Origin of the sequence: Sulfurimonas sp. HSL-1656 (assembly GCF_039645585.1) — a bacterium.
GTDB lineage: Bacteria > Campylobacterota > Campylobacteria > Campylobacterales > Sulfurimonadaceae > Thiomicrolovo > Thiomicrolovo subterrani.
This window is the reverse complement of the sequence record NZ_CP147915.1, coordinates 367325-389744: the sequence shown is the minus strand read 5'-3', so window position 1 is coordinate 389744 and position 22420 is coordinate 367325. Positions and strand designations below refer to the sequence as shown.

General features: G+C 58.3%; 20 protein-coding genes and 1 tRNA gene. 6 read left to right on the top strand and 15 right to left on the bottom strand.

Features of this window, described 5'->3' with window-relative positions:
* The first annotated feature begins 39 nt into the window (after positions 1–39).
* The gene (locus WCX49_RS01995; protein WP_345985913.1) at positions 40–795 is read left to right on the top strand and encodes a YaaA family protein; all 756 of its coding nucleotides are present in this window, start codon (positions 40–42) and stop codon (positions 793–795) included.
* Positions 796–905: 110 nt separating this feature from the next.
* Complete coding sequence (locus tag WCX49_RS01990; protein ID WP_345985912.1) at positions 906–1226, top strand: thioredoxin family protein; 321 nt, start codon at positions 906–908, stop codon at positions 1224–1226.
* A 6-nt stretch (positions 1227–1232) separates the two neighbouring features.
* On the opposite strand, the gene WCX49_RS01985 is transcribed toward WCX49_RS01990, so the two are convergent.
* Entirely contained in the window at positions 1233–2384 is a 1152-nt protein-coding gene (locus WCX49_RS01985) for a phospholipase A (RefSeq protein ID WP_345985911.1), read from the bottom strand.
* 1 nt (position 2385) lies between these two features.
* Complete coding sequence (locus WCX49_RS01980) at positions 2386–3159, bottom strand: RNA methyltransferase (protein WP_345985910.1); 774 nt, start codon at positions 3157–3159, stop codon at positions 2386–2388.
* Positions 3160–3248: 89 nt separating this feature from the next.
* Between WCX49_RS01980 and WCX49_RS01975 the strand changes: the two genes are divergently transcribed.
* Entirely contained in the window at positions 3249–5945 is a 2697-nt protein-coding gene (locus WCX49_RS01975) for a hypothetical protein (RefSeq protein WP_345985909.1), read from the top strand.
* Position 5946: 1 nt separating this feature from the next.
* Here the strand turns inward: WCX49_RS01975 and WCX49_RS01970 are convergent, their stop codons facing one another.
* The gene (locus WCX49_RS01970) at positions 5947–6879 is read right to left on the bottom strand and encodes a hypothetical protein (protein ID WP_345985908.1); all 933 of its coding nucleotides are present in this window, start codon (positions 6877–6879) and stop codon (positions 5947–5949) included.
* A gap of 34 nt (positions 6880–6913) precedes the next feature.
* Here WCX49_RS01970 and WCX49_RS01965 point away from each other — a divergent pair, with 34 nt between their 5' ends.
* Positions 6914–8185 carry a TAXI family TRAP transporter solute-binding subunit gene (locus WCX49_RS01965; RefSeq protein ID WP_345985907.1) on the top strand — a complete coding sequence of 424 codons (1272 nt, stop codon included), beginning with the start codon at positions 6914–6916 and terminating at the stop codon, positions 8183–8185.
* An 87-nt stretch (positions 8186–8272) separates the two neighbouring features.
* Here WCX49_RS01965 and WCX49_RS01960 read toward each other — a convergent pair whose 3' ends face one another.
* The 7 genes from WCX49_RS01960 to mnmG all read right to left on the bottom strand — a co-directional run bounded on the left by WCX49_RS01960 (position 8273) and on the right by mnmG (position 15669).
* On the bottom strand, positions 8273–9031 hold the full coding sequence (locus WCX49_RS01960; protein ID WP_345985906.1) for a 7-carboxy-7-deazaguanine synthase QueE: 759 nt from the start codon (positions 9029–9031) through the stop codon (positions 8273–8275).
* Positions 9031–9996, bottom strand: a complete 966-nt coding sequence (moaA, locus tag WCX49_RS01955; RefSeq protein ID WP_345985905.1) for a GTP 3',8-cyclase MoaA — start codon at positions 9994–9996, stop codon at positions 9031–9033. The genes WCX49_RS01960 and moaA overlap by 1 nt, the downstream gene beginning before the upstream one ends.
* A 168-nt stretch (positions 9997–10164) precedes the next feature.
* On the bottom strand, positions 10165–11106 hold the full coding sequence (locus WCX49_RS01950; protein WP_345985904.1) for a c-type cytochrome: 942 nt from the start codon (positions 11104–11106) through the stop codon (positions 10165–10167).
* Between the two features lie 10 nt (positions 11107–11116).
* The gene (locus WCX49_RS01945; RefSeq protein WP_345985903.1) at positions 11117–12331 is read right to left on the bottom strand and encodes a cytochrome bc complex cytochrome b subunit; all 1215 of its coding nucleotides are present in this window, start codon (positions 12329–12331) and stop codon (positions 11117–11119) included.
* Between the two features lie 13 nt (positions 12332–12344).
* A complete protein-coding gene (gene petA / locus WCX49_RS01940; protein ID WP_345985902.1) occupies positions 12345–12842 on the bottom strand; it encodes a ubiquinol-cytochrome c reductase iron-sulfur subunit in 498 nt (165 codons plus the stop codon).
* 80 nt (positions 12843–12922) lie between these two features.
* A complete protein-coding gene (locus WCX49_RS01935) occupies positions 12923–13792 on the bottom strand; it encodes a hypothetical protein (RefSeq protein ID WP_345985901.1) in 870 nt (289 codons plus the stop codon).
* A complete protein-coding gene (gene mnmG / locus WCX49_RS01930) occupies positions 13789–15669 on the bottom strand; it encodes a tRNA uridine-5-carboxymethylaminomethyl(34) synthesis enzyme MnmG (protein ID WP_345985900.1) in 1881 nt (626 codons plus the stop codon). The genes WCX49_RS01935 and mnmG overlap by 4 nt, the downstream gene beginning before the upstream one ends.
* Positions 15670–15814: 145 nt before the next feature.
* Between mnmG and WCX49_RS01925 the strand changes: the two genes are divergently transcribed.
* Positions 15815–15902: transfer RNA gene (locus WCX49_RS01925), tRNA-Ser, on the top strand.
* Between the two features lie 115 nt (positions 15903–16017).
* On the opposite strand, the gene WCX49_RS01920 is transcribed toward WCX49_RS01925, so the two are convergent.
* On the bottom strand, positions 16018–16248 hold the full coding sequence (locus WCX49_RS01920) for a hypothetical protein (protein WP_345985899.1): 231 nt from the start codon (positions 16246–16248) through the stop codon (positions 16018–16020).
* Positions 16249–16376: 128 nt separating this feature from the next.
* Positions 16377–17249 (bottom strand): hypothetical protein, encoded by an 873-nt coding sequence (locus tag WCX49_RS01915; protein WP_345985898.1) that lies wholly within the window; start codon positions 17247–17249, stop codon positions 16377–16379.
* A gap of 112 nt (positions 17250–17361) precedes the next feature.
* On the opposite strand from WCX49_RS01915, the gene WCX49_RS01910 reads away from it, so the two are divergent.
* Positions 17362–18483: a hypothetical protein gene (locus WCX49_RS01910; protein ID WP_345985897.1), complete on the top strand. Its 1122-nt coding sequence runs from the start codon at positions 17362–17364 to the stop codon at positions 18481–18483.
* Between the two features lie 3 nt (positions 18484–18486).
* Here WCX49_RS01910 and WCX49_RS01905 read toward each other — a convergent pair whose 3' ends face one another.
* Genes WCX49_RS01905 through WCX49_RS01895 form a run of 3 tightly spaced genes read right to left on the bottom strand, consistent with a single transcriptional unit; the run spans position 18487 to position 22405 of the window.
* Positions 18487–19812: a diguanylate cyclase gene (locus WCX49_RS01905; RefSeq protein ID WP_345985896.1), complete on the bottom strand. Its 1326-nt coding sequence runs from the start codon at positions 19810–19812 to the stop codon at positions 18487–18489.
* A complete protein-coding gene (locus tag WCX49_RS01900; protein ID WP_345985895.1) occupies positions 19809–20363 on the bottom strand; it encodes a YfiR family protein in 555 nt (184 codons plus the stop codon). Before WCX49_RS01900 ends, WCX49_RS01905 begins: the two co-directional genes overlap by 4 nt.
* Positions 20360–22405, bottom strand: a complete 2046-nt coding sequence (locus WCX49_RS01895) for a TonB-dependent receptor (RefSeq protein WP_345985894.1) — start codon at positions 22403–22405, stop codon at positions 20360–20362. The genes WCX49_RS01900 and WCX49_RS01895 overlap by 4 nt, the downstream gene beginning before the upstream one ends.
* Between the last annotated feature and the right edge of the window lie 15 nt (positions 22406–22420).

The following is a 22420-nucleotide window of genomic DNA, read 5'->3' as shown; positions in this document are numbered from 1 at the left end:
CCGTGATGTCAAGACTATATTGAAAAAATTTTGTACAATATGCAAAAAAGAGATTTCAGCATGATTTTCACCCTCTTCTCCCCCTCCGAAGGCAAACGCACCGGCGGCACTATCGGCGGACTCGACACGGGCACCCTGCTCTTCGGACTTGCACCCCGCAAAGCAATCCTCGATGCCTATAATGCCATTGTCGGCGGTGACAACCCTGACCAGGTGCTGGCCCTTTTCGGCCTGAAAAAAGCAGGGGACGCCCAGCCCTTCATCGCCGACCTCTACAGCGCCCCGACCATGCCCGCCGTCGAGCGCTACGACGGCGTGGCCTACGAGTACCTCGACTACCCCTCCCTCGATGCGGAGGCGAGCACCTATCTGCAGGCGAGGCTCATTATCTTCTCCAACCTCTTCGGCCCGCTGCGCGGCGGCGACCTCATCCCCACCTATAAGGTCAAACAGGGCAACAGTGTCGGCGACTTCGCGCCCGAACGCTATTATAAGGATGCTTTTAACGCCGAGCTCGACGCCCTGATCGGCGGGGACGAGATCCTCGACCTGCGCGCAGGCTACTACGACAAGTTCTTCAAACCCTCCCGGCCGGTCACGACGATGAAGTTCATCAAGGAGGGGAAGGTTGTGAGCCACTGGGCAAAGGCGTACCGCGGCATCGTGCTGCGCCACCTCGCACAGCACCGTTTCGAAACCATTGACGATCTGCTCGCCTCGCAGATCCCGGGGCTCGCCTGCCGGGAGATTCTCGAGAAAAAAGGGAAGCGCGAAGCCGTCTTCGACATCCTATAAATCATAACGGCTTCCGAGCAAAAGCCCGGCTGCCTACGCTAACGCTATATTCTCCTCGGCGGAGAGCCCGTGCACAGATAAACCGTGCTAAGGCATGGTAAAATTCTCTCATGCAAACACTTACCGAGATCGAAAACACCCTCCGCGAGAAGCCGGCGGTCATGCTCTACTTCAGTGCCCCGACCTGCAACGTCTGCCACGCCCTGAAACCGAAACTCGTCGACGCCGTCACCACTAATTTTGATGCCGTCGAGATCGTCAGTATCGACATCTCCGAATCCCCGGAGATCGCTTCGCACTACAGCGTCTTCGCCATCCCGACCCTGCTCGTCTTCCTCGACGGGCGGGAGTTCCTGCGCAAAAGCCGCCACATGAGCGTCGGCGAGGTCGTCGAAGCGATCCGCCGCCCCTACGAGATGATGTTCTCCTGAGCGCCGCTAGCGCGAAAAACTGAACCCGATCGAAAACTTCGTCACGTAGTTGTTATAGTCGATTAGGCTCTCGCCGTAACCGGTGAAGGCCTTCAGGCACCAGAAGACGTTCTCGCGGTGTGAGAACGGATAGGTCCAGATCAGCTGCTGCGCCCCCTTGCCCGTCACAAAGTTCTGCCGCAGCAGCAGGCTCGTCATACTTTTGCCGTACGGCAGAATAAACCGCAGCGACCCGTACCCAAGGTAATCCGTCAGGTCCGGGTTGTCATCCTCTTCGCTCTCTTTGAAACGGTACCAGAGCTTCAGCTCCGTAAAGAGGCTTCCCGTCTGGAAGATGGCCTCCATCCAGGCGTAGTTCCACGAGCGCGACCGGTTGCGCAGATAAGGCGCGATGGCTACGGGATCGCTGACATTGATATCGCCGAAATCCTGCTCGGTGACATTCCCCTGGCCGTTGGACTGGTGGGCAAAACCGACGGCCACCGATTTGATCGGCACTTTATGCGACGCCGTCGGAAAGGTGACGAAGACTTCGGGCTGGTAGTTCGTCTCCCGGAAAGGCGAAGAACCCGCGTAGACCTGCCAGAAAGAGCGCTGGGTATAGGCCGCCGAATAGGTCTCGTTCAGTCCGAAAAGATCGGGGAGGAAATCCAGACGGAAACTCAGCTGCAGTTCCGACTCGATGTTCTTGTAATGGTCCGAGGGCACATAGCTGTCATAAACCCCTTCACGGTAGCCGAAGGGGAGCAGGTAGTTCTCGTGAAAGGTCTTCAGGCCGAAATCGGAAACGATGCTTTTGCGGATCGTCTCGGCGGTCTCGTTGTCCTCGACGGGGTCGAGTTCGCGGTAGGTCGAAAGCAGCCGCTTGTTCTCCCGGTGCAGGGAGGAGTCCGCCGCCGCCTCGAAGTAGCGCCGCGCCGAACGACGGTACCACCTGGCCGCCTCGGCGCGGTCGGCGTCGACCCCCTCTCCTTTCTCGTACATCCTGGCGAGCATATAGGCGGCATCCTCATCCTCCGTCGCTTCGTAGGCGGCCGTAAAGATCGCAAACGCCGCGGGGTAGTCCCCCTGGCGGTAACGCTCCATCCCCGTCTCGAACCGGCTCTCCGCCATCGCCCCCAGGCAGAGCAGGAGCAGCCAAAGCCCCAGCCGCTTCATCCTAGCGCTCCCCGGCCGGCAGAAAGGCCAGCAGCGCCGCCGTGACGGCAACGTTGAGCGACTCGACTCCCCGCTGCATCGGAATGGCCACCTGCGCGTTACAGCGCGCCGCCACCCCTTCGCTCACCCCCTCGCTCTCATTGCCCAGTACGAAGACCGTCTTCTCCGGCACCGTAAGGGTGTGCAGCGTCGCATCGGCATGGGAGGAGAGGCCGAAAATGCTCCACCCCTGTATCTGCAGTGTCCCCAATATCTCCGGAAGCGTCTCGCAGTAGTAGACCGGCAGCTTGAAGAGCGTCCCCGCGCTCGCCTTCATCACCAGCGGGGAGAGCTTGGCGCTGCCCTGCTTCGGCAGGAGGATACCGTCGATGTTCCCCGCCGCTGCCGAACGGATGATCATCCCGAGGTTCTGCGGGTTGTGGATGCCGTCAAGCGCCAGCAGCCGGCCCTGAACCATCGGCGTCTCCAGCAGGGTCTCCGCACTGCGGTAGGTGGGCGCGATAATATCGAGCGCAACCCCCTGGTCCTGCTTGGCATTCCGGGAGATACGCGACAACGCCGCTTTGGCATGGTACCTGATCTCCACGCCCCGGGCCCGGGCTTTGGCGGTGATCCGCTCGATCACCCCCTCTTGCTTGTTCGACTCGGCCAGGTGAAGGGCATGAATTTCGACCGTCGGATCGTCCAGGACCTCTTCGACGGCATTGCGCCCGTACAGGGTGATCATGCTTTCGAAAAAACGCTTCTTTTTTTGGTAGGTTGCGGAATCTTTCATAGCTGTTATTATACCCATCGGGACTGAACCCGGTTGCTTTGTAACACTTCAGGCACTATAATGTTGCAACTCCCCCGAGGTTTTTCCGTATGATCCGATTGGCATCGTTCCTGTTCATGACCACCGTCAGCCTTCAAGCCGCACTCCTGCAAAGCAGTACCGTCCCCTGCGACACGCCCTATTTCACGGCCGAAATCGGCGACTGCGAGCTGATCTACACAGAGGCGAATCTCCCCGTCGCCCGTACAGCGGCCGCGGTCGAAAACGCGATGCTGCCGCAGTATGACAAACTCTACGGCTACACCATGGACGAAACGCTCTACGTCGGCCTGCTCTCCAGCCACAACCAGATCGCCAACGGCTTTTCGACACCCTACCCCAACAACCGGCAGATCAACTACGGCGGCGGGGCGCTGATGATCGACTATTTCAGTGCAACCTCCTGGCTCAACACCCTGCTGTTCCACGAAACCGCACACAACTACCAGATGAACGCCAAAGACAATCCCGTCTCCGGGGCACTGCACACCGTTTTCGGCAACGGCTTCGTGCTGCTGCCCTGGTTCACCCTGCCCAATATCGTCGAAAGCAGCTTTCTGCTCGAAGGGAATGCCGTCCTGAACGAGTCGTGGCACGGCAACGGCGGGCGGCTCTACAGCGGCCGCTTCAAAGCCGCGACCCTGCAGCAGGCAAAAGCAGGCCTCCTCACCCCCGAGCGGGTCTACAATGCCCATTACGACTTCCTCTACGGCTCGCACTTCTACACCCTCGGGGGCTTTTACCAGTACGACCTGGCTAACACCTACGGAATGGCCGATGTCAATGCCTACTGGAAAGAGCACTCCTATGAGTGGTTCTGGCCTTTCTTCACCAATAGCACGACCAGGCGCACCATCGGCTACGATTTTGAAACGTCCCTTCGCACCTGGGCCGACACAATGGCGGCAGAAGCACGTGATATGACGGATGTCGAGGGCAGCCCCCTTGCCGCCACCCAGTTCTACACTCCCATAAACAGCGACGACGACGCCGTCTACTTCACCGTCAACGCGACCGGAAGAAGCTTTCCCGAGCTGATCGTCTACGACAAGAAAAGCGGCAGGCTCACCCGGGAAAGCGGCAGCTACCGCACCGGGAAGGTCGTCAGGACCCCTGAAGGACGCTATGCGACCCAGAGCAGCGCCTACACCTCACCGCTGCGCATCGAAGCCGGTCTCTATACGGAAGGCGCCCATCTTATAGACGGCACGGCTGGCCGCGTCATCGAAGGGTACCTGCGCGACGGTACCCCCGTCTACTTCGACGTCCCCGCCTCCTTCGACCAGCCGCAGCTCTTCGTCGGCGATAGCTTTTATGCCCGTACCAACTCCTCGGTCTTTATCGACGGGGAGGACAACCTCTACTACTTCGTGCAGGGTGAAGGCAAAACGCGCACGCTCTACAAAAACAAAACCCCGCTCTTCTCCCTGCGTGGCCACTACGGGAACGTCAGCGGCGTCGACAGCCGGGGCCGCATCTACTTCATTGCCAACACGCCGCACGGTTCCGGACTGTTCCGCTACGATGACGGCAAAATCACGCGGGCACACCCCGCCGACACCCTCTTCGAGGCGCGCCTCATCGACGATACCCATGCCCTGGCAGCCGTCATGAAACACGATGCCTATACCTACCAACAGATACCCCTCGAGACGATCGACGAAACGCCCTACGAGGTCACCCTCTTCTTCGAAAATACAGGAGAGAACGCTCCCGAGACGAATACAACCGCGGGGGCCATCGGCCTGGAGCATCCCTACCGTTCGCCGCTCGAACTGCACTACAGCGGGACGGACGTCGCCCTGGGCAGCGACAGCGACACGGGGCTGCTCTATACCCTGTCGCTCAACTTCGCCGACCCGCTGACACGCAACGCCCTCTCAGCCTTCGTGACCCGGAACGTCGACGCCTATACCCTCGGCGGGATGCGTTACGCCAACAGCGAGTACCTCCTGCAGTTCGCCGTGACCGCCTACGGGGTCATCGATACCCCCGAGCGCAATGCCACCGAACCCGCCCCCCGTCACTTCGGCTTCTCGGCGGAAGCGGAACTCCCTTTCTGGCAGCGCGGCTACGCGTACGGGGCGCTGCGCGGCACCTACTACCAGGATTACGAAGCGGATACCCGGACCCCGATCTCCGTCGCGCTTCCCCTGGCACGCAGCGAGCAGTACGGTGTCAGTATGTACCGCAACGCCTTATACGCTTTGACCCCCTATAGTGCCTTTGACCGGGGGGATGCCGCCTGGGGTGCAGAGGCTGTGCTGGAGAGGGATCTGAGCCATGAGTTCTATCTGGCCCTTGGCGGGCAGTACTCCCAGAGCAGTGCCGACAACGGCCTGGACGCCCGGGGGGTCAAACTCGCGACGGGCCTTGCCGACAAGCTCAAAGAGAACGACCCCTCGACGGTCATCATGCCGACCCTGCGCGACACGACCTATGCGAAAAGTGCATTGAAGGCCGATGCGGAGCTGCGCAAGGTGTTCAACCTCTCCGCCTACTTCTTCACCTTCCCCGTATCGCTCCGCCGCGAAGCCCTGCGCGCGGGGTACGCCTACTACGACCTCGAACCTTTCAACCCTTCGGCCCCGCATCTCTACACGTCCGAAGCTTCGGCGGGGCTGACGCTCGACACGTTCTGGTTCAACAAACTCCCGCTGCCCATCACCGTGGACTACTACTACAGCGACTCCCCGCTGGCGTCCGACCGCCACACGGTCCGCTTCGGCCTGGGCATCGCCTACTGACCTAATAATCCAGCGTAAACCCCAGCCCGATGTTATAGCCGCGCAGCCCGTCGGCCTGGATCGTGCTCACTTCGAGAAAGAAGCGCTCGATATAGTTCATCGCTTCGGTGACGTACCAGTAGGCGACACCCCCGAGCGTACCGTACCCGTCAAAATGGGTCACGCTTGTGATGTCGCCGCCCAGGTAACTGCCGCGCAGGTACCCCTCCAGCGTCAGGTACATCCCGTGGTAATCGGCCAGCGGCGCCGTTTCTCCGCCGACGGAAAAGGAGGTGACGCTGGTCTGTGTCGTGAACTTGCTCAGCTGCTTGGTGCTGATGGCGCTTTTCGTCTCGTAGAGGTCGTAGGTCAGTGTCGCGTACGGTTTGTAGCGATGCCAGGTTTGCCGGTACTCCAGCGCGAAAAAGACGCGGTAGGAGATGTTCGCGTTGTAACTCTCTTCGAAAAAATCACCGACCGTCTCCCCCGCACCGTTGTTGTCCCGCGCGGCGATGCCGACCCTTGAATAGATCGCTTCGAGCCCGCCGAGCAGTTCGAACCCGAGCCCCGGCCGGTAGCGCAGCCCCCCGCCGATCCCGCCCGTGTAGGTGCGCAGCATGTTTGTAGCACTCAATGCGATATCGCCCGAGAGCGGCGTCGATGTGTTGACGTCGTTGGTCAGCCTGGTTTCGCTGTACCCCACCCCGCCGATCATAAAGGCATTCAGGTCCGGGGCGAACGGGTCGAATTGGTAACGCAGCGGCAGGTGGATGATGTACATACTCGTATTGGCCCGGGTGAATTCATAGGTCCCGGAGTTGAGCCCGTCCTTGGTCGTAAAGACCATCAGCGCATTGATGTTGGCCAGGTACGCCTTTTTCGCCGCCTCTTCGGCCGTATCCACCGCCGACAGGAGAGAACACATCAAAAGGAGGGCCACTGCAATACGCGTCATCGTTCCGCTTCGCTTTTTTCGTTATTATAGCGTCATGAAGTGTCATGCCTGCAAGATCGTCCTGCCCATCCTCGCCCTCTTCCTGGGGCTGCTCTATGTCGGCAGCCGTTTCCTCCCGCCGCTGGCCCCCGACCGCGTCACCATCGCCGCCGGTGAGAAGAACGGCATCTACTATCAGAGCGCGCTGCGCTACAAGGCCCTGCTCGCCAAACAGCACGTGACGGTCGAAATCATCCCCACGCACGGTTCGGTGGAGGCGCTCGGACTGCTCAAGGAGCACAAGGCCGACATCGCGTTTGTCCAGAGCGGCAGCACGGATGCGTTCAAAACCGAACCTTTCACCTCCCTCGCCAGCCTCTACAACGAACCGATCTGGGTCTACTACTCCGCCGCAGGGATGGAGTTGCACAACCTCAGCGAGCTGAAGGGGAAACGTATCGCCGTCGGTGCCGAGGGGAGCGGGACGAAAGCCCTTGCGATGACACTGCTCGAAGCGAACGGCGTCACCCCAGAAAACAGCACCTTTCTGACCCTCGGAAGCGAAGCGGGGGCGCAGGCGCTGTTCGACGGCGACGCCGATGCCCTCTTCAGCATCATCGGCGCCTTCGCCCCGCTGACGAAGACGCTGCTGCTCGATCCGCAGATCAAACTGCTCGACTTTACCCGCATTCACGCCTATACCGTCCGCTACCCCTTTCTCAATGCCGTGACCCTCTATGAGGGGGTCATGGACCTTGAGCACAACCTCCCCGCAACGACCAAGCATCTTATCGCCGCGACGGCGACACTGGTCAGCCGCGGGGACCTCCACCCCGACCTTATCCGGCTCGTACTGCGCGCGGCAAAGGAGGTCCACGGCGGGGCGGGTGTCTTCCGCAAAGAAGGTGAGTTCCCGGGCACCGCCCGCCTGGAGTTCCCCATCAATGCCGATGCGGAGGTCTATCTGCGCGACGGCGAAAGCTGGCTGGAGGGCCTCTTCCCCTTCTGGATCGCCTCGATCATCAAACGCCTGATGCTGCTCTTTATCCCGGTCATCGCCCTGATGATCCCCCTGGTGAAACTCTTCCTGCCGCTCGTGAGCTGGCGCAGCCGCTCCAAGATCTATCGCTGGTACAAAACGCTGAATGCCATTGAGGATGAGATGGGGAGCTATGACGCGGCGCAGCGGCGGGAGGCTGTCAACAAGCTTGAACAGGCACTGCAGAAAATCCAGAAAGTCGACGTGCCGCTCTCCTACCGCCGGGAGTATTACGACCTGATCCAGCATTTCGAGCTGATATTGGGGAAACTGCGTGAAGCGCGTTAAGCGTTAAGCGTTAAGCGTTAAGCGTTAAGCGCAGGATGACACGTCATCCTTTTCTCTCTCTTAGCGCTACTTGCTTAACACTTAACGCTATACACCCTTGTTGGCATCCCAGATACGGATGTGAAGGCGGTCGCTGTAGGTGTAGCCCCGGGCTTTGCAGAAACCGATGACGGCCTCGGTGTTGGCTTCGATCTCGGCGCGGCTGCCGCCCATGGGCATGCAGTAGACCTGAATCTGCGGCGCATGGGCGACGATTTCGTCGATCTCGTGCTCCATGTTCTCGCCAATGGAATCCCGGTCGATCGTGAACTTGAAGTAGGCCTCTTTCGCCTGCTGTGCAATGGGAACGAAGGCGTTCGGGCGCACCCGTTTCTCAAACGGCTCGCCGCTGTTGGAAAGTTTGACGGAGAGGGCGAATACGCAGTCGCGGTAGACCGGGAAACGGTCAAAATCGACGGGCATCGCGCCGTTGGTCTCGAAGGTGACGCGATGGCCGCGGTCCACGAGGTTGCGGACAAAGGCCGTGAAGACCTCGTTCTCGGCGTAGATCAGCGGCTCGCCGCCGGTCATGACGACATCGACATTCGGCGGCAGGGTATAGCCGTTCATGATCGTAATGAGCTCGTCGGCATGCTCGATGCAGAGCCACTGCTCACCGAAATGCTGCTTGTTGACGGCGTAGACGGTATCACAGCCCGTGACGGTCACCCCGTTCGGAGCGGTCTCGCTGCATGCGAACCCCTCGCAGCGCATATTGCAGCCGCCGAAACGGAAGAAGAGCGACGGCACGCCCGTATAGCGCCCTTCGCCCTGGATGGAGTAGAAGTGTTCGACGAGGTAGAGCATCAGCCCCCCGTTTCGTAAAAAGCGCGCTTGGAGTGCTCGCCGTCCGGATCGCTCCAGCGGTTCTTCTCCGGTTTGTTCTTGACAACCTCTTTGAGGATCAGTGCCGCCGTTTTGATATCACCGCGCTTGACCGCATCCTTGATGCTCATCGCTTCGTCGAAATAGAGGCAGGGGATCAGCTGCCCCTCGGCCGTCAGGCGGATGCGGTTGCACTTTTTACAGAAATCATCTTTATGCGGTTCGATGATGCCGAATTCGTAGCCATCCCCGAGCTTGTAGTAGTGCGACGGGGAGTGGCCGTCGAAGCCTTCGTCCTCGTACGCGTACCGGCTGCCGATAATGCTGAGCAGCTCTTCGCTGTCGAGCCCCTTGACGTCGGAGTGCGCATGGACGTTTTCCATGTACTCGATGAAGCGCACGACCATACCGCGTTCTTTACAGTACTCGAGGATATCGAGGATCTCACCGTCGTTGACCCCCTTCATCGGGACCATGTTCACCTTCACCTTGAGGCCGACCTTCAGCGCCTCGTCGATCCCGGCGAGGACCTGGGAGAGCACGTCCTTCTGTGCGATCTTTTCAGCTACGTCGGGCTTAAGCGAATCGACGGAAACGTTGAGGCGGCGCAGCCCGGCATCATAGAGTTTCTGCGCGGCCCCTTTGAGCAGGAAGGCGTTGGTCGTCATCGCCAGGTCGACGTCGGGCTTGTAGTCGTGGATCATCTTGATAAAGACATCGAGGTCTTCGCGCAGCAGCGGCTCGCCGCCGGTGATACGGATCTTCTTGACCCCCTCGTCAATGGCCACCTTGATAAAGGCGAAGAGCTCTTCGAAACTGAGCAGGTTCTCTTTGGGTACCCAGGAGAACGGTTTTTCCGGCATGCAGTATTGACAGCGGAAATTGCAGCGCTCCGTTACCGAAACGCGGAGATAATCAACGGTTCTGTCAAATTTGTCTACCAGCAATGCCTACTCTTTTTCCTGCGTCCCGTCGTCTCCGGAACAGCCTCGTATTTTGATGTGTGGAAAGGTATCCAATCCATTAGAAAAGTGAAATTATAGCGGGAAGTTGATTGGAAAGGGTTGAGATAGGTTAAGTAAAGGGTGCGGCAGGGCCGCCGCGCCCCGCTAGGCTTAGTGCAGATCTTTCCAGATCTCTTTTTTCCAGAGGTAGGATGCTGCCGCGAAGACAAGCAGGAAGATCATGACCTTGACACCGACGCTGTCGCGTTCGGCATGCTTCGGATCACCGGCCTCGACGAGGTACTCAAGCACCTTCTCGGCCCCATCCTTGCTCACACCGACACGCGGCATCGCCGTACCGTGCAGCAGGTTCTGCGGGTTCTCGATAAAGGTCGAGAGGTAGTGTTCGCCGCGGGAACGGATATACATGGAGAGATCCGGCGGGAGTTTGCCCATGTAACCCATCAGGTTCGCGTTGTAATCCTCGAGCTGGGTCAGGAAGACCAGCTCGTCGCGCTTCTTCTTGAAGACCGGTTTCTCGCCGATCTGCGTCCAGTTCTCGTACTTGACGGAGTGGCAGCGGCCACAGGCCGTCTCAAACGCCTGCGCCGGCGTAATCTGATCCGGCTTCGGCGCGATGGACTGCAGGTAGGCGACCATGTCGGCGACCTCCTGGTCGATATCCCCGCCGGCACCGTAGAAGGCGATCATCGGGTGCATTTTGCCGCTTTCAGGCGTGAACTTGTGCTCGACCATCAGCGCCTGCGTCGGGTTCTTGATCAGGGCCGCAAGGAACTTGGCGTCATAGATGCCGCCCGCATTGCTCAGGTCCGGCGGGTTAACGCCGTAAGAGGCACTGTTCGTGACCGCGTCCATTGCTGCCGGGAAACCGGCGGCTTCAATGCTGTGACAGCCGATACAGCCGCCGGCACCCATGACAAGGTCCTGGCCGCGGGTAGCATCGCCCGTTTTCTCGAGCGGCGGAAGATCGTCATAGGAGAAGCCTTCGCTCTCAACATGCGCATGCATCTGCGAGTGGGCGAAAGGCTCGACCAACCAATAGGTCACCAGGGTAAAGAAGATGACAACGGCTAAAATTTTAAATTCTTTCATCAACTTCTCCTTATGCCCGTTTTTCATTTCTTGTAATGAACGGCAGGATCACCCACAGGCCGATAAATGCCCATGCGGCGAACAGGCCGATCGTGCTGTAAATACCCTGCGGCGGCAGCTTGCCCATCGCGGTCAGGATGATCAGGTCGATGACCATCGCCCAGAACCAGAAGAAGAAGAGGCCGCGGCGGCTTGCCGGCACGGCGTTCGGGCTGCGGTCAAGCCACGGCAGCAGGAAGAAGATCACCTGGGCAAAACCGAAGGCGACAAGGCCCGGATCTTTCGGGAACGGGCGCAGGATCTCATAGCTCCAGAGGAAGTACCACTCCGGATAGATGTGCGGCGGTGTCTTCAAGCCGTCAGCCGGGTCGAAGTTGATCGCGTCCATCGCGAAACCGAAGTGCCAGAAGACCAGGTAGAAGAAGAAGATCAGGTAGATGCTCACGACGAACATATCCTTGGAAAGGAAGTCGTTCGCGAAGGCGATGACCTTGGACTCTTTCTTGTTACCGGCTTTATACTTGGCTGCTTCCTCGTCGAAATCGAACTCCTCGCCGTCCTGGTTATTAACGTGCGGGATGCGCAGCGCACCGAAGTGCAGCCCGATCAGGCCCAGGATCGCCAGCGGGATCAGCAAGACGTGCAGCATAAAGAAGCGGTCCAGGAACGCCTGGCCCGGGACGTAGTCACCGCGGATCCACTCAACAAGCCCGTTGAATTCGAGTGAACCGAGGCTGAAGAGGTTGGTAATAACCATACCCGCCCAGTAGCTCATCTGGCCCCACGGAAGCATGTAACCGCTGAACGCTTCGGCGGAGAACGCGACGAACAGGAGCATACCGGAGATCCAGATCATCTCGCGGCCCTTCTTGTACGAACCGTAGTAGATCCCCGTCAGCATGTGGATATAGATGATCAGGAAGACGACGGAAGCCGCGACCGCATGGACGTGACGCCAGAGCCAGCCGAACTCCACTTCGCGCATGATCGTGAAGTTGACACTGTCGAAGGCCGTGTCCACGTGCGGCTGATAGTACATCAGCAGGAAAATTCCTGATACGAGCAGGATGCCGAACGTAAACGCCAGAACCATCCCCATTGCCCAAAGAAAATTGATATTTTTCGGAATCCAATACTCTTTTGAGAGTACGCGCTGCAGCGTATCGATCGCCAGGCGCTGGTTCAACCAGTCATGTACGCTGGTTGCTTTAGTAAAGTGTGCCATTTCCCCTCCTCACTTACGCCAGCACGCCGGCATCTTTCATTTGGCGATACGTTTCGCCCTCTTCACCCAGTACGACCGTGTTGCCTTTGACATTGAAAGGCGGGATCACCATCGGGCTCGGCGGCGGTGCAAGGGTATCGATACCACTGCTGTCGAACTCACCGCCGTGGCAGGCACATTTGAAGTCCTGCTTCGCTTCGCGGTAAGCCGGGATACATCCAAGGTGGGTACACAGGCCGATGCAGATCAGGAAATTCTCCCCGTTGACAACAATGTCACGCGCCGTCTGCTCGGCACTCTGTTTCGCGACCATCTCCGGTGTCTTTTTCAGAATAAAGATCGGCTTCCCGCGCCACTTTTCGACCATCAGTTTGTTCGGTTCAGCAGCGCTCAGATCGACTGTCGTAAAACCCGCCGCTTTAACGCTCGGAAGCGGGTCCCACGATTTTTTCATAGCATAAAGTGCTCCGACGGCGCCGACACCGGCAACCGCTCCGAAGACTTTACCCATAAAACCCCTACGGCTTTGCTCCATAGTTTTGTCCTCACTTATAAAACATTTCGCTCTATCTTATATAAAATAGGATTAAGTCAATATAAATTGAGATTTTGTTTAAGAAATGTTGCTAATTCTTCGCTATTTTTGGGACAAGCGTGATAGGTATGTGATTGCACTTCGTTTAATGCTGCCGATAATGCAGACTTATTAAAACCGTGAATAACAGGAATGGTGAGAGATTCGAAAAGCGGGATGAAATCGGTCGGGTAATCGGCACGCTGAAGGTAGATCGGCTTGCCGCCGGCGGCCAGGTGCTCCAGCACCGCCTGCGGCGACGATGTTACCAGGCATTCGCTTCCGGCAACGACCGCATCGTACGCTTCCTCGTCATGCAACGCCGTGAAACGCTCCTTGAGCTTCCCGCCGTAGCCGTAGAACCAGTAGAACCCTTCCAGCAGTTCCAGCTCCAGCCCCGCAAAGGCAGGGGCGTTCGCCGCCAGGTCCTCCTCGTAGTCGTCGTCGCCGAAAAAGAAGGCCCGCTTGATCGTCTTGGGCTTTGCTTCAAACCACTCGTCGTCCACGGCAACGCCTTTGAAAATCCCTTCGCCTTCGAGGTAAGGTGAGACGAGCAGTTCGCCGGGGTGCTTCTGCTCATTCGGATCGTCGCTGATACGGATAAAAGTCGAGAAGTAACGGGTCATGTCGTCGAGCATGACCGGGTTGATCTCGGCGGAGTCGAAGATGATCTTGTCGCCGTTGTTGGCGATCTGGGGGATATTGCGCACGACGTCGACGCCGACGGCGCGTTTGATGCCGTGTTCTCTGGCCATCGAAGCGATACGGAAATCGGAGGTCAGCAGGGTGATATCGACGTCGCCCAGGGCGCGGATGATCGTCGCCGCGCGGCGGAAACGGTCCAGGCCGATGCGGTGCCCGGTGTGTACATAATAAAAGAGTCTCATCCTGCCGCCTTTTTCTGTGCCATCTTGATATAGATATGAAGAATCTCGATCGCCGCCGGCGTCACCCCGCTGATCTGCGAGGCCGCCTGCAGGGTCGGCGGGTTGAAGGTTTTCAGCTTCTCGACGATCTCGTTCGAGAGCCCCTTGACGGAGGAAAAGTCGAATCCTTCGGGGATCTTGATGCTGATATTCTTCTTCATCTTCTCGATCTCGTCGAGCTGCTTCTCGACGTAGCGGGCGTACTTCGCCTCGACCATGATCTGCTCCTGGATATACGGATCGTACTTGCCAAGCTCCGGCAGGAGGGTAAGCATCTTCTCCCGGGTGAAGCTCTTGCGCGCGATAAGCTGCTGCGCGGTAATTTTGTCCGTCACACGCTCCTCGCCGATGCTTTCCAGAAAGCCAAGGAACTCCTTGTTCGGGGTATACTCCGTCGCATTGACGAGGGCCACTCCCTCCTCGATCTGCTTGCGTTTCGTCTCGAACCGTTCGAAAGTCGCATCGTCGATGAGTCCCGCATCGTGGCCGTATTTGCCCAGGCGGATGTCGGCCGTCTCTTCGCGCAGCAGCAGGCGGTACTCGGCACGGGAGGTGAACATACGGTAGGGCTCTTTGGTTCCCTTCGTCACCAGGTCATCGATCAGAACGCCGATATAAGCCTCGTCACGGCCCAGAACCAGCGGCTCCCGCCCGTCCAGCGAAAGCGCGGCGTTGATCCCGGCCATCAGGCCCTGGGCCGCCGCCTCTTCGTAGCCCGTCGTGCCGTTGATCTGGCCGGCCAGGAAAAGGTGGTGCACCTTTTTCGTTTCCAGCGAGTGCTTCAGCTCCGTCGGGTCGACGTAGTCGTACTCGATCGCGTAGCCGTAGCGGACGATCTTCGCATTCTCCATCCCCCGCACCGAGTGGACCATCGCCTGCTGTACATCGGGCGGCAGCGACGTGCTCATCCCGTTGATGTAGCACTCCGTGTTCTCCTCGGTCTGCGGCTCGATGAAAAGGTGGTGACGGTCTTTGTCCCGGAAACGGTTGATCTTGTCCTCGATGCTGGGGCAGTAGCGGGGTCCTATCCCCTCAATCTGACCCGTAAAGAGCGGGGCACGGTGGAAGTTGCCCTCGATGATGCCGTGCGTATCTTCGTTCGTGTAGGCGATGTAGCAGGGGAGCTGCTGCTTCTCTTCGGCAAACTTCTTGCGGTCTGTCCGGAAACTGAACGGGTTCGGCAGTTCGTCGCCGGGCTGCTGCTCCATCACCGAGAAATCGATCGTCTTAGAATCGACGCGGGGGCAGGTACCCGTTTTGAGGCGGCCGACCTTAAGGCCGAGGGCGCGGAGCGAATCGGAGAGGTTCTCCGCCGAAAACTCCCCGAAACGACCGGCCGTCTGTTTCACCTCGCCGATATGTACGACCCCTTTGAGGAAGGTCCCCGTCGTGAGGATGACACGTTTGGCACGGTATTCGTTGAGCAGGTTCGTGCGCACCCCTGTGACCGTCTGCGCTTCATAAAGCAGCCCTTCGACGGTCTCCTGCAGCAGGTCGAGGTTCGGGGTGTTCAAAATGACGTTACGCGCGGCGATACGGTATTTGTCCATGTCGATCTGTGCACGGCTGCCGCGTACGGCCGGCCCTTTGGCCGCGTTGAGAATACGGTACTGGATCCCCGCTTCGTCGGTCAGCAGTCCCATCTCGCCGCCGAGGGCGTCAAGTTCTCTGACCAGGTGCCCCTTCGCCAACCCGCCGACGGCCGGGTTGCACGACGTCGCACCCACCTGTTCGGCCAGCATGGAAACCAGCAGGGTTTTTTTACCCATACGTGCCGCCGCCAGGGAAGCCTCTATGCCTGCATGCCCGCCGCCGACGACGATAATATCGTATTCCAACACGTCTTTTTTCTCCGAAATCAGGTCTCTTTTCAACCTTTAATGACTGGAATTATAGCGACTTCGAAGCCGATACCGCTTCTTAGCCGCTTCGTTTAAAACTAAATTGAGAATTGTTTGAGTATAATGCGGGTCTTCAAAATGTAGACAGGTGGCCGAGCGGTTGAAGGCGCACGCCTGGAACGCGTGTAAGTGTAACAGCTTCGAGGGTTCGAATCCCTTCCTGTCTGCCATTTTTGATCCTTTTATTCCCTCCAAAACGATTCAGACAAAATATTCCTCAGATCATCATCCGATGCTAAAACGTTCGCAGCAGTGCCAAGGAACGTATCCCCCGGCATACTTTGACTACTCCTCTTCGTCGTCGTCCAGCGCATCCCGCTGCGGTCTATGCGTCTTCAGCCACGCTTCGATCATGTCGCGCTCCTGAGCCGTATAACCTCTTTTCTGGTTGACCAGTTCCTCGTCGGAACGCTCTTTCCGGGGCGCTTTTTTGCGCGGAGCGCTCTCCTCTTCATCATCGTCAAAGGGTGTGACGTTTTCCTTGCTTAATGAAGCATCATCGTCATCATACTCCACCGTATTCCTCCATGTAAATATTCAGCATCATAATCTATTTCCGCACAGGAAACAAGAGTAAATTTTCAGCAGTGAAGGTGAAAGAAAAAAGGGGATGAACCGGCCGTGGGCCGGGGAGGAGTACGGGTTTACTGTTTACACATTTTCCAGAGTGTGGACGTCGCCGTTCCGCCTGCAAGTTCCAGGGTCGCGATACAGTTCACGTCGGGGTCGTCGAGGTACTGAAAGACCAGGTAGCGTACCCCGGCGATCTCGATCACTTTCCCGTCCGCGCTGACGCCCCATTCGCCGCCGCTGCCCGTCGAGATTGTGCCGTTGTCGCTGAAATAGACCGTCATCTCAGGGGCCGGGTTGGCGTCATAACCCGATATCGTCCATGTACCGACAACGGTAAAGTTGTAATTGAGCAGGTTCCCGAACTTGACCGTGGCACCGTAATAGTAGCCCGTGCTCCCCAGCGTGGCTCCCTCGTTCTGCAGCGTTTCATGGCAGAGCTTGAGGGTGGTACCGTCATCGGTCACCTCGTAACAGTTCGGCTGCCCCTGGAACCCCTGGCCCGTCGCCGTGTATTGGTGAAGTATCCCGTTGTAGTTTCCAACGTTCAGCGGGTTCCCGCTGCTGGCGACCCCCCATTCTCCATAGTACGTATAATCATCCGACGCGTTTTGCTGAAAAGCGTACCCCAGTGCGGAAAACTGGTACCCGAACTGATAACGGTCATAAAAGACGACACCGTCCGTACGGTTCGTATTGCTTTGCGAATAGACACTCCACATATCCTCGACCACCGTCTCACCCGTTGCACTCGGGAAAAGAGCGCTGCTGTCGTAGCAGCCGAAATCGTTCTCCGAATACGACCCCGCCGGGCAGTTGTTCGCCGGGGTCGTCGGCAGGTCGATGGTGTTATTATCCTGGGTCTGCGTATCCTCGACCTGTCCGCATCCGGAGAGCACGGCCAAAAGAGCCGCCGTTGCAATGATCGCACTATGTAATTTCTTCATGCCTCTATTATACCCTCTGAAATTAAACCCCGTCACGGCTTCGGGAAACTCACAGCCGACTTTCTCTATAATGTGCCGAAGAAACCGAAGGTGCCCGAAAAAAGGAGTTCTATTGCCCAAAATCAGCAAAGCCATCGCCAACCTCGATGACAGCGAACTGGGCGATAACCTCCTCTACTACGACTACCACGTCAAGCACCTCCTCTCCCTGCTCAAAAAAGGGCTCGGACCCGACGACGACGCCTTTATGAGCGCCTACCGCTCCTTCGAGGGCGAGGTTTTCGAAAACTACGCCTACGAAATGCTCCTGCGCTACGTCAAGCAGCATCAGTTCATCAAAAAATTCATCGTAAAAGGCCCCCACAAGGAGCGTACGAAAGCCCAGCCGAACGCCCTCTCCGTCAACTGGAAGGGGCAGATCGTCTACCGGATCAAGCGTAACGAGATCGGTGAATTCGATGCGATGTTCTTTACGGACAAAGAGCTCTACTTCGTCGAGATGACCCTGGTGGGCTCGGTGACGAACCTGCGCAAGCGCATGCGGAAGAAACGGGCGCTGCTGCAGACCCTCTTCCCGCACTACTCCATCAAGGCCCTCCTGATCCTCAACGAAGGGGTCACGGGGCTGAGCACCCTGCCCGATTACGCGACTGCCTGGGTCACCAAGCCCTACAGCGCCGCAAGCGTTTTCGAGTGGCTGCAGCAGGAGAAGCGTCCGCGCCGCAAGCCCTTCAAACGCATCAGCGGGGCGCAGATCGTCGGAACGGAGGATCTGAAAATCCATCCGTTCCGCTACTACAATACCCTGGGCTGGGTGCTCAATAAAACCCGGATCAAGAACGGGGTCATCAACACCCAGTTCCTCTTTTCCAAAACCGTCCAGCGCTACCACGACCTGTTCGTCAAAATGTACATCGGCTACATGGAGCCCGAGGCCTTCCACGAACGCTTTCCCGGCATCGCCAACCCGCACGACGCCCGGGCCTATATCGCCATCGAGAAAGAGCACGCCGGGGGGTATATTCTCAACTTTTTCCTCTCCCACAGCCGTAAGAACCTGGAACTGATCACCGAGCGCAACGGCAAGCCCTATTCCGTGAAAAAAGACCCTTACGGGGTGACGGTGACGGAGATCGCCTATATCAGCAACGTGGTCAAGGCGCCCCATGCCCTGACCAGCGCCCAGATCGATACCGTTATCCGCAAACTTTCCAAACACCACACCGAGGATTAGGCGCTACTCCTCGCTGCACTCCCCGTAGACGATGCGGTCCCGTCCCGCTTTTTTCGCCTTGTAGAGCGCCTGGTCTGCGGCGGCGATGCATTTGGCGATGCTGTCATGCGGCCCGGGCACCAGCGAACAAAACCCGAAACTGAGCGTAATACCGCTGACCGCTTCCGCCGGCGGCGGAAGCGGTGGCATTGCCCAGACCTTCTCCTGCAGCCGTTTCGCCAGCGCCAGTGCATCGGCGTACCCGGTATCGAATAGGATCACGGCGAACTCTTCGCCGCCGTAGCGGGCCACGAGGTCGGATGCACGCCTGATCTCTGTACCGAGGATCTCCGCAATGCTCCGGATCACCACGTCACCGGCAGGATGCCCGTAGGTATCGTTGACCCGTTTGAAGTGGTCGATATCACAGATAATGAGCGAGAGGGGGATCTGCTCGCGGACGCACACCGCCCAGGATTCGTTCAGATGCTCCTGGAATGAACGGCGGTTGGCGATCCCCGTCAGGACATCCAGACGGCTCAGCGCCGTCAGCCGTTCATTGGCCGCCTTCAGCGCCTGCTCCGCCGCTTCCCGAATTCGGATCTCCTCCTGCAACTGCGCGTTGGTCCAGCTCAGGGCATCGGTACGTTCACGTACTTTCTCATCCAGGTTACGGTTGAGTTCATCGAGTTCCGCGGTGTAATGGCGGATACGTTCAAACATCTGCTGCATCGACTCCTCGATCATACGCACCTCATCGCAGCACGCCTCCGGCATCGTACTCATGTCATCGGTTTTGGGGTCGAAATCCCGGATCCAGTTGAGCAGGACGTAAATCGGCCGCATAGCGTAATGCAGGATGACGATCAGCAGCAGCAACAGCAGCCCCGCAACGAGCACGAAACTGATGATGAAGGTCCGGTGCTCCTGTTCTGTCATCTGCAAAACCCGGCTGGTAAAGATGAAGGTCACTTCGCCCAGCGCACTCCCGCCCTGCGGGTCAGGCACGATTTTATGCAGGCGGATCAGCGTCGTATTTTCTGCAATGTGTTCCCCGATGTCAATCATCCCCATGCCGTCGGCTGTGAGGATAACACGTACGAGGTCAGGATTTTGGCGCACCAGTTCGGAAATGTACTGGCGGTTCTCATGTTCGAGTTCGAAAGCCGTATTGACCGCCAGGATAGGGAGGACCGTATCGGCCACCGTCTCGTACTTGCTCTGCTCGGTCGTATTGAGGATCACTTTGAGCTTGACCTCGTACTGGTACTGCACCAGCATGAAAAGGGCAAAGGCGAAGACGATGACCGTGCCGAGGATACGGGTCCGGACGCTGACAGAGGGCTTCACGGCGTCTCCTTCGGCAGGTCCAGGAACTTGGAGATGCGCTTGAGAGCGCTGCTGAAATGGATCCCCGCTTCTTTGGCCTGCTGCAGGTTAAGGTAGGGGCGGACACTCCGGCCCACATGCAGCGACATCAGCACCCCCTCTTCGAGGAAGCGGTTCTCATAGGCCATTGTCAGTTTCTGATGCGCGGTTGCATAGGAGACGGCGCGCCGGACTTTCTCTTCGTCCGCGTTGAGCAAAAAAAGAAGTTCACAGCGATCGCAGCGCGTCTCCAGTGCCTCGTAGCGGCTTTTGACGATCCGTATCCTCATGCCTTTCCAGCCGTCCGGATACGCCGAGCGCACCATCCCCGCAAACGCGTCCGCCACCTCCCCTTCTCCCGCTTCGTAAATGACACAGATCGAGAGCAGGTCCGCCGAATGCTTTTCCACTCCCTCACTCATCATCAGCAGGCGGGGGGCAAGTTTGGCCTGGGTCTCCAGCAGCACCGGTTCATACTGGTACGCCGCCAGTGCCAGCGGCAGCACGAGGACCAGGAACACCCACCGTTTCAAAACCGGTACTCGGCTTCCACAAGGAAATTACGCTCTTCCCGCGGAAGGCCGTCAGGATGGCGTGAGTAGTAGCTGGGATAACGCACGTCTTCATCCAGCAGGTTTTTGATGGAAAAAAGCAGGCTCCAGTGCAGCGGGCTGACATAGGCCACCGTCGTATCCATAATCAGGTACGGGTCCATATTCACCGTCCCGGCCCGCGCCTCAAACTCCCTGTTATAGGGGTGTTCCCCGATATACTTGGCCAAAACGGAGAAGGAAAAGAGTGGACTCAGGTAGTGGACAAAGTACCCCTTGCCCATCCAGATGGCCGCCGTCGGCATCAACTGCTCGATCCCGCTGCCGGCCGTCTGGTACGTCGTGTTTGTATAGGAGAGACTCAGATGCAGATGGTCCTGGGCCAGCAGCATGGCGTCATAGGCCACTTCAACCCCCGTCGATGTCCGTGACGGCCAGTTCCTGTAACCGCCTTCAGCCGGCTTATCATCGATGTCGAGGACATCATGCTGCAGGGCGTGATAGGTATTGACCTGGAAACGCTGCGCGGCATCCTTTTTGTAGATGGCGATCAGCTCAAACGTATCCGTCGTCTCGGCCTTGAGGTCCGGATTACCGCTTCGGGTGCCGTCCCCGGGGCCGTATTCGACCGAATACTGCTCCACCCATGACGGGATCCGGAATGCATGGCCGTAATTGGCCTTCAGCTGCCACCGGTCATTCGGGGTATAGAGGGCCCCGAGCTGGGCACTCGGGTAGAACCGCTTCTCCTTGGTATAGTAATCCCCCCGCGCGGCGAGCAGGATACCGAACCTTCGGTCCAGGTCCCAATTGTCCTGAAGATAGAGCGCGATGTTATCACGCTGCAGTCCCGGTTCGACGACCGGACGGTCCCCGTAGGGCGACAGTGCCTCGCTGATCTCATTGTTCCGCTCCCGTATGCGTTGCCAGAGCACCCCGGCGTTCAGATGATGCCCTTCCACCTCGGTACTGCTCATACGGCTCTCGACCCGGAACTTGTCCTCGCTTTCGGTGACACTGAAACGGTACGGCACCATGACACCGGTGTCCGGGTCCCTGTAATAGTCCTGTGCCTCGATATCCAGGTCATAATAGCTGTACATCAGCGTGGTGTGCAGTGTCGTCGCCCCGCTGAGCGTTGCTTCGTAACCGCCCTCGACGAAAAAATAACGCTCGATGTTGCGGGGGTCCGTGTCAAGCTCCAGGCGCTCGTTCCATCCGTAGTAATTCCCGCTCTCACGGCTCTTCATACGGCTTTTCAGACTCCACCCATTATGGGCGATCGTCGCACCGATACTGTAATCGTTCAGGCGTTCGTTGCTTTCGGGGGCACGGAGGAACGGTATCGTCCCCGTTCCCGGCTCGTAGATATATTGCGGAACGAAGTCGTCCCCGGCAGACAGAAATTTCTCGGAACGCTGCAGATAAACGTCGGCCTGCAGCGTCGTCTCCGGTCCCAGCGCTTCAACGAGGCGTCCGCCCCCCATCCGGTAAGCGTAGCTCCCCCCGCCGAAGAACACTGCGCTGCCGTCCCCTTCCGTATGCCGTGTTGTCACACTGATGACCCCGTTAAACGCACCGTTTCCGTAATAGGCCGACGCCGGTCCGCGCAGCACTTCGATGCGCTCGATCACGGCAACGGGCAGTTCCAGGAAAGTGGCCGTATTCGACAAAAAAGCGGTTTCGATGGGAACGCCGTCGAGTTCAAGGCGTGTTTTGTCAAAGGTAAAGGTGTTAGGGTTGTCAAAGCCGCGTACGATGACTTTCTTCACCCCGAACTGGCTGATACTCGTCTCGACCCCGGGGACAATCGAAAGGGCTTCAAAGAGGGTATTCACCCCCAGCCGGAACAGCTGGTCGTGTTCAAGCACCGAGACGACCGACGTCGTATAGTCGAGATTCAGACCCGCCTCCGACACGTCCCGGTTCGCTGCTTCCAACAGCGCGGACAGCTCGTCCCCTCCCGTTCCGGAAGCAAGAAGCACGAGCGGAACGGCGCAGCTCCATAACGCTCCAAATTTCACCGATCAACCTTAATA

Bases quoted from the DNA above. Each gene is read 5' to 3' on its own strand.
- WCX49_RS01965 (WP_345985907.1), top strand. From the start codon at position 6,914: ATGAAGTGTCATGCCTGCAAGATCGTCCTGCCCATCCTCGCCCTCTTC.
- WCX49_RS01970 (WP_345985908.1), bottom strand. From the start codon at position 6,879: ATGACGCGTATTGCAGTGGCCCTCCTTTTGATGTGTTCTCTCCTGTCG.
- petA (WP_345985902.1), bottom strand. From the start codon at position 12,842: ATGGGTAAAGTCTTCGGAGCGGTTGCCGGTGTCGGCGCCGTCGGAGCA.
- WCX49_RS01935 (WP_345985901.1), bottom strand. From the start codon at position 13,792: ATGAGACTCTTTTATTATGTACACACCGGGCACCGCATCGGCCTGGAC.
- WCX49_RS01960 (WP_345985906.1), bottom strand. From the start codon at position 9,031: ATGCTCTACCTCGTCGAACACTTCTACTCCATCCAGGGCGAAGGGCGC.
- WCX49_RS01995 (WP_345985913.1), top strand. From the start codon at position 40: ATGCAAAAAAGAGATTTCAGCATGATTTTCACCCTCTTCTCCCCCTCC.
- WCX49_RS01975 (WP_345985909.1), top strand. From the start codon at position 3,249: ATGATCCGATTGGCATCGTTCCTGTTCATGACCACCGTCAGCCTTCAA.
- WCX49_RS01945 (WP_345985903.1), bottom strand. From the start codon at position 12,331: ATGGCACACTTTACTAAAGCAACCAGCGTACATGACTGGTTGAACCAG.
- WCX49_RS01915 (WP_345985898.1), bottom strand. From the start codon at position 17,249: ATGAAGAAATTACATAGTGCGATCATTGCAACGGCGGCTCTTTTGGCC.
- WCX49_RS01950 (WP_345985904.1), bottom strand. From the start codon at position 11,106: ATGAAAGAATTTAAAATTTTAGCCGTTGTCATCTTCTTTACCCTGGTG.
- WCX49_RS01980 (WP_345985910.1), bottom strand. From the start codon at position 3,159: ATGAAAGATTCCGCAACCTACCAAAAAAAGAAGCGTTTTTTCGAAAGC.
- WCX49_RS01990 (WP_345985912.1), top strand. From the start codon at position 906: ATGCAAACACTTACCGAGATCGAAAACACCCTCCGCGAGAAGCCGGCG.
- WCX49_RS01985 (WP_345985911.1), bottom strand. From the start codon at position 2,384: ATGAAGCGGCTGGGGCTTTGGCTGCTCCTGCTCTGCCTGGGGGCGATG.